The 11,786-nt window shown below is 53.4% G+C and carries 13 protein-coding genes; 6 read left to right on the forward strand and 7 right to left on the reverse strand.

All coding sequences use genetic code 11. The features are described 5' to 3' along the window. Positions 1-57: 57 nt before the first annotated feature. Positions 58-1,992, reverse strand: a complete 1,935-nt coding sequence (gene ftsH / locus ACTJJI_RS15385; protein ID WP_014833437.1) for an ATP-dependent zinc metalloprotease FtsH — start codon at positions 1,990-1,992, stop codon at positions 58-60. Positions 1,993-2,094: 102 nt separating this feature from the next. Further along, entirely contained in the window at positions 2,095-2,721 is a 627-nt protein-coding gene (rlmE, locus tag ACTJJI_RS15390; RefSeq protein WP_003861812.1) for a 23S rRNA (uridine(2552)-2'-O)-methyltransferase RlmE, read from the reverse strand. Between the two features lie 127 nt (positions 2,722-2,848). Here rlmE and yhbY point away from each other — a divergent pair, with 127 nt between their 5' ends. Further along, positions 2,849-3,142: a ribosome assembly RNA-binding protein YhbY gene (yhbY, locus tag ACTJJI_RS15395; RefSeq protein ID WP_014833438.1), complete on the forward strand. Its 294-nt coding sequence runs from the start codon at positions 2,849-2,851 to the stop codon at positions 3,140-3,142. Positions 3,143-3,293: 151 nt separating this feature from the next. On the opposite strand, the gene greA is transcribed toward yhbY, so the two are convergent. Next, positions 3,294-3,770, reverse strand: a complete 477-nt coding sequence (greA, locus tag ACTJJI_RS15400) for a transcription elongation factor GreA (RefSeq protein WP_013098923.1) — start codon at positions 3,768-3,770, stop codon at positions 3,294-3,296. Between the two features lie 227 nt (positions 3,771-3,997). Between greA and dacB the strand changes: the two genes are divergently transcribed. From dacB to pmrB, 3 genes are read left to right on the forward strand one after another with little or no spacing between them, the layout of a single operon-like run. Next, a complete protein-coding gene (gene dacB / locus ACTJJI_RS15405; RefSeq protein WP_046887336.1) occupies positions 3,998-5,431 on the forward strand; it encodes a serine-type D-Ala-D-Ala carboxypeptidase in 1,434 nt (477 codons plus the stop codon). A gap of 2 nt (positions 5,432-5,433) precedes the next feature. Further along, positions 5,434-6,096 (forward strand): two-component system response regulator PmrA, encoded by a 663-nt coding sequence (pmrA, locus tag ACTJJI_RS15410; protein WP_014833440.1) that lies wholly within the window; start codon positions 5,434-5,436, stop codon positions 6,094-6,096. After that, entirely contained in the window at positions 6,093-7,136 is a 1,044-nt protein-coding gene (pmrB, locus tag ACTJJI_RS15415; RefSeq protein WP_050859749.1) for a two-component system sensor histidine kinase PmrB, read from the forward strand. Before pmrA ends, pmrB begins: the two co-directional genes overlap by 4 nt. A 37-nt stretch (positions 7,137-7,173) precedes the next feature. Here pmrB and cgtA read toward each other — a convergent pair whose 3' ends face one another. From cgtA to rplU, 4 genes are all read right to left on the reverse strand, one after another. Continuing rightward, complete coding sequence (cgtA, locus tag ACTJJI_RS15420; protein WP_014833442.1) at positions 7,174-8,346, reverse strand: Obg family GTPase CgtA; 1,173 nt, start codon at positions 8,344-8,346, stop codon at positions 7,174-7,176. A gap of 15 nt (positions 8,347-8,361) precedes the next feature. After that, positions 8,362-9,327 (reverse strand): DMT family transporter, encoded by a 966-nt coding sequence (locus ACTJJI_RS15425; RefSeq protein WP_014833443.1) that lies wholly within the window; start codon positions 9,325-9,327, stop codon positions 8,362-8,364. Positions 9,328-9,423: 96 nt separating this feature from the next. Further along, the gene (gene rpmA / locus ACTJJI_RS15430; protein WP_004385076.1) at positions 9,424-9,681 is read right to left on the reverse strand and encodes a 50S ribosomal protein L27; all 258 of its coding nucleotides are present in this window, start codon (positions 9,679-9,681) and stop codon (positions 9,424-9,426) included. 19 nt (positions 9,682-9,700) lie between these two features. Then, positions 9,701-10,012: a 50S ribosomal protein L21 gene (rplU, locus tag ACTJJI_RS15435; RefSeq protein ID WP_003025032.1), complete on the reverse strand. Its 312-nt coding sequence runs from the start codon at positions 10,010-10,012 to the stop codon at positions 9,701-9,703. A gap of 257 nt (positions 10,013-10,269) precedes the next feature. On the opposite strand from rplU, the gene ispB reads away from it, so the two are divergent. Together ispB and sfsB are read left to right on the forward strand one after the other, a co-directional pair. Next, a complete protein-coding gene (gene ispB, locus ACTJJI_RS15440; RefSeq protein WP_014833444.1) occupies positions 10,270-11,241 on the forward strand; it encodes an octaprenyl diphosphate synthase in 972 nt (323 codons plus the stop codon). A 229-nt stretch (positions 11,242-11,470) separates the two neighbouring features. Continuing rightward, the gene (sfsB, locus tag ACTJJI_RS15445) at positions 11,471-11,758 is read left to right on the forward strand and encodes a DNA-binding transcriptional regulator SfsB (protein WP_014833445.1); all 288 of its coding nucleotides are present in this window, start codon (positions 11,471-11,473) and stop codon (positions 11,756-11,758) included. Positions 11,759-11,786: the final 28 nt, after the last annotated feature.

An 11,786-nucleotide genomic window follows, 5' to 3' on the forward strand; every position in this document is an offset into this window, starting at 1 on the left:
AACCCCGGAGCAAGCTCCAGGGTTTGAGGTACAGACATACTCACCAACAGCAGTGACTTACTTGTCGCCCAACTGTTCTGACATGGTGTTGCCCGGGTTCGGCGTACGTGGTTCATCAACCGGACGCGGCGCACGCGGGGTGCCATTGTTGTCAGAATTGTTGGAAGCACCTGGGTCTTCCCAGCCTGCTGGCGGACGCACTTCGCGGCGAGCCATCAGGTCGTCAATCTGCGGAGCATCGATGGTCTCATATTTCATGAGCGCATCTTTCATCGAATGCAGAATGTCCATATTGTCGTTCAGGATCTGACGTGCGCGACCGTAGTTACGTTCAATCAGCGCTTTCACTTCCTGGTCGATGATGCGAGCTGTCTCATCAGACATATGTTTCGCTTTCGCCACAGAGCGGCCCAGGAACACTTCGCCCTCTTCCTCTGCATACAGCAGTGGACCGAGTTTGTCGGAGAAGCCCCACTGGGTCACCATGTTACGCGCCAGGTTTGTCGCCACTTTAATATCGTTGGACGCACCGGTAGAAACATGTTCCGCACCGTAGATAATCTCTTCCGCCAGACGACCGCCGTACAGGGTTGAAATCTGGCTTTCCAGTTTCTGACGGCTGGCGCTAATCGCGTCGCCTTCAGGCAGGAAGAAGGTCACACCCAGCGCACGACCGCGCGGAATGATCGTCACTTTATGCACCGGATCGTGTTCCGGCACCAGGCGACCGATAATCGCGTGGCCCGCTTCGTGGTATGCCGTGGACTCTTTCTGCGCTTCCGTCATCACCATGGAGCGGCGTTCCGCCCCCATCATGATTTTGTCTTTCGCTTTTTCGAATTCCACCATCGATACCACGCGCTTGTTACCGCGAGCAGCAAACAGTGCAGCTTCGTTGACCAGGTTAGCCAAATCCGCACCGGAGAAGCCCGGTGTACCGCGCGCAATGATTGCCGCGTCGATATCTGGCGCCAGCGGTACGCGACGCATGTGAACTTTCAGAATCTGTTCACGACCACGGACATCCGGCAGACCAACCACAACCTGACGGTCGAAACGGCCTGGACGCAGCAGCGCTGGGTCAAGAACGTCCGGACGGTTAGTTGCCGCAATAACGATAATACCCTCGTTACCTTCAAAGCCGTCCATCTCAACCAGCATCTGGTTCAGAGTCTGCTCACGTTCATCATGACCACCGCCCAGGCCTGCGCCACGCTGGCGGCCCACGGCGTCGATTTCATCGATGAAGATAATGCACGGTGCTGCCTTTTTAGCCTGCTCGAACATGTCACGCACACGAGATGCACCGACACCCACGAACATTTCTACGAAGTCAGAACCCGAAATAGTAAAGAACGGCACCTTCGCTTCACCCGCGATGGCTTTCGCCAGCAGGGTTTTACCGGTACCCGGAGGGCCGACCATCAGGACGCCTTTCGGGATCTTACCGCCCAGCTTCTGGAAACGGCTCGGCTCGCGCAGGTATTCAACCAGTTCACCCACCTCTTCTTTTGCTTCGTCACAACCGGCGACGTCTGCAAACGTGGTTTTGATCTGGTCTTCCGTCAACATACGCGCCTTGCTCTTACCGAACGACATGGCACCTTTGCCACCGCCGCCCTGCATCTGGCGCATAAAGAAGATCCAGACGCCGATAAGAAGCAGCATCGGGAACCAGGAGATGAAGATAGAAGCCAGCAGGCTTGGTTCTTCTGGCGGCTCACCTACCACCTTGACGTTTTTAGTCAGAAGGTTATCAAGCAGCTTAGGATCGTTCACCGGGATGTAAGTCGTGTAACGGTTACTATCTTTCTTGGTAACGTTGATCTCACGTCCGTTGATACGCGCTTCGCGAACCTGGTCCTGATTGACCTCCTGCAGGAAGGTAGAATAATCCACCTTGCGGCCATTCGACTCGCTGGGCCCAAAGCTCTGGAATACTGACATCAGCACAACGGCAATGACCAGCCAGAGTATTAGGTTTTTCGCCATGTCACTCAAGGGATTAACCTCATATTACAACTGTGTTAAAAACAGCGTCAGGATACTCTATATCCAGTGTCATTCAAACTTTCGTCTGAAATCCACCGGCTATCATTTTCGCCCGGTCGCTACAATATACACTTCACGGGAACGGGCCCGGGAAGAGTCCGGCTTACGAACTTTGACCTTCGCAAACAGGGAGCGAATTTCCTTAAGGTACTCCTCGAAACCTTCGCCCTGAAACACCTTCACAACAAAACTACCACCAGGCGCTAGTACATCACGACACATTTCTAACGCTAGCTCCACCAGATACATGGCGCGGGGGATATCCACCGCCGGTGTTCCACACATATTTGGTGCCATATCTGACATGACAACCTGGACCTTACTGTCACCTACACGATCAAGTAACGCTTTCAGCACTAATTCATCACGAAAGTCGCCCTGAAGGAAGTCGACACCAACGATGGGATCCATTGGTAAAAGATCGCATGCGATGATTCGGCCCGTGCCGCCAATCTGCGTTACCGCATACTGGGACCATCCGCCAGGTGCCGCACCGAGGTCAACCACCGTCATCCCCGGCTTAAAAAGTTTGTCACTTTGCTGTATTTCATCAAGTTTAAACCAGGCACGGGAACGCAACCCCTTTTTCTGTGCCTGTTGAACATATTTATCGCTAAAGTGTTCCTGAAGCCAGCGGCTGGAACTGGCAGAACGCTTTTTACCTGTCATTTAACATTTCCGTCCTGGTTCATCGTTGCTTGCCTGTGACGTAAATTTCTACGCAGCTATTTGGCGATATAAGGGAGATGGCGGTAGAATGAACCGTTTTCAATCCCAACGTAAGCAAAAATATACGATGAATCTGAGTACTAAACAAAAACAGCACCTTAAAGGTCTGGCACATCCGCTCAAGCCTGTAGTCATGCTTGGCAACAATGGTTTGACCGAAGGGGTGCTTGCCGAGATTGAACAAGCGCTGGAACACCACGAGCTGATCAAGGTGAAAATTGCCTCTGAAGACAGAGACACGAAGAACTTGATCGTGGAAGCCATCGTGCGCGAAACCGGTGCCTGTAATGTACAGGTCATCGGTAAAACGCTGGTGCTCTATCGCCCAACTAAAGAGCGTAAAATCTCGCTGCCACGCTAAGGATATCCTGAATTAAACACATTTTCTGTGTAAAACGAGGGATTTCTGTCAGCAGGTGAGCAAAATGCCATGCTCCTTGAGTTGTTAAAAGGCCGCTATGCGGCCTTTTTCCTTTCTTTACAATGTATCAACATCTGTGTGGCGAGGCGAATTACAGGTACTCAACCTTGATAATTTCGTATTCCACTTCCCCGCCCGGGGTACGGATGGTGACCACATCGTCCTGCTCTTTGCCAATCAGGCCGCGGGCAATCGGAGAGTTCACTGAGATCAGGTTCTGTTTGAAGTCAGCTTCATCATCACCCACGATGCGGTAAGTCTGCTCTTCGTCAGTGTCCAGGTTCAGCACGCTAACGGTCGAACCGAAGATCACACGGCCATTGTTTGGCATTTTGGTGATATCGATAACCTGCGCATTGGACAGTTTTGCTTCGATATCTTTAATACGCCCTTCACAGAACCCCTGCTGCTCACGCGCCGCATGGTATTCAGCGTTCTCTTTCAGGTCGCCATGCTCACGCGCTTCCGCGATAGCGGCGATGATTTCAGGGCGACGAACCGATTTCAGGAAATCCAGCTCTTCGCGCAGTTTTTCGGCACCACGTAAGGTCATCGGAATAGCTTGCATTTGTTATACCTCTTAAACATTCCTGTTGGGAGCAGTGTTCCCTGCCCCGGCCCTCATGAGCGGGCCAGAAGCAAAAAGAAAACCGACCCGGGAGCAACGCCCCAGGTCAGCAGCAATTTTCAATTTGATACGCATTTTACCGCGAAGTTCACTATGGGTCATCGTTTACTTTGCAGTGCTATGCACCGTAGTATGACGGTTTGTTTTCGGGTTGTTAGCGCGAGATTATGCGATTTTCCAGATTTATCATCGGATTGACTACCAGTATAACGTTCAGCGTTCAGGCCGCGAATGTTGATGAGTACATTAATCAGCTACCCGCCGGTGCTAACCTTGCACTGATGGTGCAGAAGGTCGGGGCACAGGCACCAGAGATTGACTACCACAGTCAACAAATGGCGCTGCCTGCCAGTACCCAGAAGGTGATCACTGCGCTCGCCGCCCTGCTTCAGCTCGGGCCTGACTTCCGTTTTACCACCACCCTTGAGACCAAAGGCAAGGTTGAAGACGGTGAGTTGAAAGGCGATCTCATCGCCCGCTTTGGCGGTGACCCCACCTTCAAACGCCAGGATATCCGCAACATGGTGGCGGTGCTGAAAAAATCCGGCGTGCAGAAGATCGATGGCAACGTGTTGATCGATACCTCCATCTTTGCCAGCCACGATAAAGCCCCTGGCTGGCCGTGGAACGACATGACGCAGTGCTTTAGCGCGCCGCCAGCGGCCGCTATTGTTGACCGTAACTGCTTCTCGATTTCGCTTTACAGCGCGCCAAAACCGGACGATTTAGCGTTTATTCGCGTAGCGTCTTACTACCCGGTCACCATGTTCAGCCAGGTCCGTACGCTGGCCAAAGGCTCCCCGGATGCACAGTATTGCGAACTGGATGTCGTGCCCGGCGATCTTAACCGCTTCACCCTTACCGGATGCCTGACGCAACGCGCCGATCCCCTACCGCTGGCCTTCGCCATCCAGGATGGCGCAAGCTATGCGGGCGCAATTCTCAAGGACGAACTGAAACAGGCTGGGATCACCTATACCGGTACTCTCCTGCGTCAGACGCAGGTTAATCAACCCGGCACGGTTATCGCCAGCAAACAGTCTGAGCCGTTGCACGATTTGCTAAGGATCATGCTGAAGAAGTCTGACAATATGATCGCCGACACCGTGTTCCGCATGATTGGTCACGCGCGTTTCGGTGTTCCGGGAACCTGGCGTGCGGGCTCCGACGCCGTGCGTCAGATCCTGCGTCAGCAGGCGGGCATCGATCTGGGCAATACTATCGCTGTCGATGGCTCCGGGTTATCGCGTCACAATTTGATCTCTCCGGCAACCATGATGCAAGTGCTTCAGTACATTGCACAACATGACACTGAGCTAAACTTTATCTCGATGCTGCCCCTTGCCGGGCATGACGGTTCACTTCAGTACCGGGCCGGCCTTCACGCTGCCGGTGTGGACGGTAAAGTGTCCGCTAAAACAGGTTCACTGCAGGGGGTTTACAACCTTGCAGGCTTCATCACTACCGCCAGCGGGCAACGCATGGCATTCGTGCAGTATCTTTCCGGCTATGCCGTCGAACCGGCCGACCAGCGCAATCGCCGTATCCCGCTGGTACGCTTCGAAAGCAGGCTTTATAAGGACATCTACCAGAATAACTAGCGATGAAACTACTTATAGTTGAAGACGATCTGTTATTACAGGAAGGGCTGGCGCTTGCGCTGGCCAATGAAGGATATGCCCTCGACTGTGCCGCCACGGCGGCAGAGGCGGATGCCCTGATCCAGAGCGGGGAATACAGTCTGGTGATCCTCGATCTTGGCTTACCAGATAAAGACGGTGCCACATTGTTAAGCCAGTGGCGCCGCCGCGGTGTCGACAACCCGGTGTTGATCCTGACGGCACGTGATGCCATCGAAGATCGTATCAACGGCCTTGATTCCGGCGCGGATGATTATCTGGTGAAGCCTTTTGCCCTTGCTGAGCTACAGGCGCGCGTGCGGGCCTTAATCCGCCGCTATCAGGGGCATAGTGATAACTTACTCACCGACGGGGATATTACGCTGAATCTGCAAACCCAGCAGGTGCTGCGTGAGTCCCAGCCCGTTGAGGTCACCCCCAAAGAGTTCGCTCTGCTTACGCGTCTGATCATGCGGAGCGGACAGACGGTTCACCGAGAAACCCTCCAGCAGGATATTTACTCCTGGCAAGACGATCCGGGGTCAAACACCCTTGAAGTGCACATTCACAATCTGCGGCGCAAACTCGGTAAAGACAGGATAAAAACCGTACGCGGTGTGGGCTATCGTCTGGAGAGCCAGAAATGAACAGCATGCGTCGGCGATTGATGGTTCTGCTGGCGGTTATTCTGTTATTTTTCCAGTTGATAAGCGTAATCTGGCTCTGGCATGAAAGCCGCGAACAGATTGGTTTTCTGGTCAATGAAACGTTGTCGGCAAAATCACGCAACAACCACGTTGAAAAAGAGATCCGCGAAGCGATTGCCTCGCTGTTGGTCCCCTCCCTGGTGATGGTTGGCTTCACCCTGCTCTTCTCCTTCTGGGCAGTTACCTGGATAACCCGCCCCCTGAACAAGCTGCGTGCCAGTCTGGCGAATCGTTCCGCGGACAACCTGACCCCGCTGCCAATGTATTCCGATATGGAAGAAATCGGTGCCGTCACCACCTCTCTGAATCAGTTGCTCGCCAGGCTGGATCACACCATCCAGCAGGAAAGACTCTTTACCGCCGATGCTGCGCACGAGCTGCGCACGCCTCTCGCCGGGATCAGGCTGCATCTGGAACTCATGGCGCAGTCAGGTTCGCCGCAGGCTTCGACACTCATCAGCCGTATCGATCAGCTCATGCATACCATTGAACAGTTGCTCATGCTGGCGCGTGCCGGGCAGGCGATGGCAAGCGGCCACTACGAGACGGTGAACTGGACAGACAATATCATCACCCCGCTTGGCCTTGAGCATGAAGCCAAAGAACATACGGTGATATGGCCGGCCAAAAGCCCGCTAACGGTGCAGGGGGACGCGGTGCTTCTGCGATTGATGCTGCGTAACCTGCTGGAGAATGCCGGACGTTATAGCCCGGCAGGAACAACCATCACCGTGACATTAACCGGCCTGGACGGCGGTACGCGGGTCAGCGTTATCGATCAGGGACCCGGTATTGATGAAGCGCACCGGCAGTCGATCACCGAGCCGTTCCGTCGTCTCGACCAGCGCTACGGCGGTAGTGGCCTGGGTCTGAGTATCGTGCAACGCATCGTGCAGCTTCACCACGGAAAACTGACGCTGGAGAATGGCGCGCAAGGCGGTCTCATCGCCAGCTGCTGGCTGCCTTCAACACTGGAATAAAAAAAGCCCCTGTATCAACAGGGGCCTTCTGTGGTCATCAGTGCTTGTAGATGAACTCGACGCCTTCTTCGTCGTCTTCATCCCAGTCGTCGTCCCAGTCGTCTTCCTCCTCCGCTTCCAGCTCTTCAAGCTGTTGACGGTGGTAGTCATCCCACATGAATTCCACTTTTTCAGGCTGCTTCGCTTCTTCCGCCTGAACAACCGGGTTCTCGATGATAAAGGTCATCACATCCCAGCAGAGATCTTTCACGCCAACCTGGCTTGCCGCGGAGATCAGGTAGTATTTCTCTTCCCAACCCATCGCTTCAGCAATGGCTTTCGCTTTTGCTTCTGCTTCGGCTTTATCCATCAGGTCAATCTTGTTAAAGACCAGCCAGCGCGGTTTGTTCGCCAGTTTCTCGCTGTATTTCTCCAGCTCGCCGACGATGATACGGGCATTTTCTACCGGATCGGACCCGTCGATCGGATCGATATCGATCAGGTGCAGCAGTACGCGGCAGCGCTCAAGGTGTTTCAGGAAGCGGATACCCAGACCGGCACCTTCAGCAGCACCTTCAATCAGACCCGGGATATCGGCAACCACGAAGCTCTTCTCGTTATCCATACGGACAACGCCCAGGCTTGGCACCAGCGTGGTAAACGGATAGTCCGCCACTTTTGGCTTCGCTGCGGAGACGGCACGAATAAACGTCGATTTACCGGCGTTTGGCATACCCAGCATACCCACGTCAGCCAGCAGCATCAGCTCCAGTTGCAGGTCGCGCTTATCGCCCGGCGTACCCATCGTTTTCTGACGCGGTGTACGGTTGACGGAAGATTTGAAACGGCTGTTACCCAGACCGTGCCAGCCGCCTTTTGCGACCATCAGACGCTGACCGTGTTTGGTCATATCGCCCATGGTCTCACCTGTACCCTGATCGATCACACGCGTACCGACTGGCACCTTGATGGTCACGTCTTTACCGCGTTTCCCGGTACAGTCACGGCTCTGGCCATTCTGGCCACGTTCTGCGCGGAAAGATTTTTCGAAACGGTAGTCGATCAGCGTGTTGAGGTTCTCATCCGCCTCCAGCCACACGTCACCGCCGTCACCACCGTCGCCGCCGTCAGGGCCGCCACGTGGGATATATTTTTCACGGCGGAAGCTCACGCAACCGTTGCCGCCATCACCTGCCACGACCAGGATCGTCGCTTCATCAACAAACTTCATTTTACTCTCCGTAACTCATTCGCCTGAGCGGGGGACTACTACAACCGCTTCATTTTTGCGCCAACGCCCCCAGAGACGATGACCAATGGCGGAATACATCGCGCCCGCAACCACGACAAACGCACCGAGATAGCCCAACAGGTTGAGCATCGGTCTGACGAAGACATCGGGCCAGGCCATTGATAACAAATCTGAAAATAACAGCGTAAACAGCGGAGTGAGCGTAATCAATGCGCTCACCTGTGCTGCCTGCCAGCGCGCCATTGCTTCGGCCAGCGCGCCATAACCGACCAGCGTATTCAGCCCACAAAATATGAGGCACGCCAGTTGCCAGTCGCTAAGCTGGGTAATCACCCCCGGCTTCGCTAACGGCAATAATGCTATTGTACACAAAGTGTACAGCAAAAAGAGGATCTGCTGTGAAGCAAGACGACGCAATAACACCTTTTGCGCGACACCATAGCTCACCCAGACTGTTGCTGCCCCCACACCGAAGATCACACCCCAGGTGTAATCGGTCAGTCGGGTAAAAATCTCTATCAGGCTGGTATTGAAGAACATCACCAGACCACATAGCAGCATGCTCGCCCCGATAATCTGCGTACCCCGCATCTTCTCCTTGAGGATAAAGACGCTGGCGACCATCATGCCGACCGGTGAGAGTTGACCAATCACTTGCGACGCTGTCGGGCTGAGGTATTGCAGGGAAGAGCTGAACAGTATGAAGTTGCCAAACAGTCCACCGGTCGCGATAGCCAGCAACACCAGCCAGCGCGGTTTACGGAAGAGACGCAATGGTGGAAGCTTACCTTTAACAGCGAGAATGGCACCCAGGCCGATACTTGCCATCAGAAAGCGATAAAACACCACCGTAGGCGGCTCCATCACTTCCAGTACCTGCTTCATTGCAATTGGCAGCGCACCCCAGCACATTGCGGTTGTGAGCGCCAAAAGAATACCAATGCCGGCCTGCTGCTTCATGCCCGTTTTCCCTACAGAAAAAATTACCGGGTTTCCAATGTAAAAAGCCCCGCAACAGGTTGCGGGGCTTTAATCCGTTACCGGACCGAGAAAACCTTACTCAGCAACGATGCTGATATATTTACGGTTGTTCGGGCCTTTAACTTCAAATTTCACTTTACCGTCTGCTTTAGCAAACAGAGTGTGGTCACGACCGCAACCTACGTTGTTGCCAGCGTGGAATTTGGTACCACGTTGACGAACGATGATGCTGCCCGCCAGAACGGATTCGCCACCGAAACGCTTAACGCCCAGGCGTTTAGCTTCTGAATCGCGACCGTTACGTGTGGAGCCGCCAGCCTTTTTATGTGCCATTTAAATCTCTCCTCAGGTCTTAGGCGCTGATGCCAGTAATTTTCACATCAGTGAACCACTGACGGTGGCCCTGCTGCTTACGGTAGTGTTTACGACGACGAAACTTAACGATTTTAACTTTCTCGCCACGACCGTGAGCAACAACTTCAGCTTTGATAACGCCGCCATCAACGAAAGGAACGCCGATTTTGACTTCTTCACCGTTTGCGATCATCAGAACTTCTGCGAACTCAACAGATTCGCCAGTTGCGATGTCCAGCTTTTCCAGGCGAACGGTCTGACCTTCGCTTACTCGGTGTTGTTTACCACCACTTTGGAAAACCGCGTACATATAAACTCCGCTTCCGCGCACATCCTCGTATGAATCAGAGTGCGCTATAAATATTCACAATAGGGCGCGAATATTACGCAAAACGCGAGCCTTTGACAAGTGCTACCGTCAATACATGAAGAAAAAAAACACAACACGTACGGTAGCGTTTATCTGAGCCGTTTTTTCAGTACAATCAGCAATACTATTGATAAACCGAAACCCTTCGTTACCCCATTGAAGATGGGATAAACAGGATAAAAAGCCCGGCTTTTGCGATGAATTTAGAAAAAATCAACGAGTTAACCGCGCAAGATATGGCGGGTGTGAATGCAGCAATCCTGGAACAACTCAACTCTGATGTTCAGCTAATCAATCAGTTGGGCTATTACATCGTCAGCGGTGGCGGTAAACGTATTCGCCCGATGATTGCCATCCTGGCTGCCAGAGCCGTTGGCTATCAGGGAAATGCCCATGTCACTATCGCTGCACTGATCGAATTTATTCACACTGCAACGCTTCTGCATGATGACGTTGTGGATGAATCGGACATGCGCCGCGGGAAAGCCACGGCAAACGCCGCCTTCGGCAACGCAGCCAGCGTTCTGGTCGGCGATTTTATCTATACCCGCGCCTTCCAGATGATGACCAGCCTCGGTTCTCTGAAAGTGCTGGAAGTGATGTCTGAAGCCGTTAACGTGATCGCGGAAGGCGAAGTACTGCAGCTGATGAACGTCAACGACCCTGACATCACCGAAGAAAACTACATGCGCGTGATCTACAGCAAAACGGCGCGCCTCTTTGAAGCCGCCGCGCAATGTTCCGGTATTCTGGCTGGCTGTACCGCTGCGCAGGAAAAAGGGCTGCAGGACTATGGCCGTTATCTGGGGACCGCATTCCAGCTGATTGACGATTTGCTGGACTACAGTGCTGATGGCGAAACGCTCGGCAAGAACGTCGGCGATGACCTCAATGAAGGCAAACCGACCCTGCCGCTGCTGCATGCCATGCGCAACGGAACGGCTGACCAGGCGAAAATGATCCGTGAAGCGATCGAGCAGGGAAATGGTCGCCATCTTCTGGAACCGGTACTGGAAACAATGGCTATCTGTGGCTCGCTGGAATGGACACGTCAGCGCGCTGAAGAAGAGGCGGATAAAGCCATCGCGGCACTTCAGGTCATTCCTGACAGTCCGTGGCGCGATGCGTTAATCGGTCTTGCCCACATCGCCGTACAGCGCGATCGTTAATGCCTCTCTTCTCCCCGTGCCCGTCGCGGGGAGATTCTTATAAGTGCTTATAAATTCCCTGTTCACGTAAAATCACAGGTTTACAGGCCGCATGAATAAAGCTATGTCTTATTCTGAATATTCCTTCAAGTAACACGAACTTTTTAGGACCCGTGTTCGAAATGAGTATAGTAACTCCCGTCGTTTCAGTAGAAATGACATGGGTGATTACGAACACAAGGACAGCTTTATGGATATGAAATTTATCGACTGGCACTCAGCAGATATCATTGCTGCGCTGCGCAAAAAAGGAACGTCGCTCGCCGCAGAATCACGCCGCAATGGGTTGAGCTCTTCAACGCTGGCAAATGCCCTGACTCGCCCCTGGCCAAAAGGTGAATTGATCATTGCGTCGGCGCTGGAGACGCATCCGTGGGTAATCTGGCCCTCGCGTTACCACGATCCCATTACCCATGAATTTATCGACAGAACACGCATGATTCGCCAGAAAAAAACGAAGAAAGAGCAGTCAGTCTGAGGCGCTTTTTTGACAGGAACAGCAACCC

Source organism: Enterobacter sp. 22466 (genome assembly GCF_052044775.1).
GTDB lineage: Bacteria > Pseudomonadota > Gammaproteobacteria > Enterobacterales > Enterobacteriaceae > Enterobacter > Enterobacter dissolvens.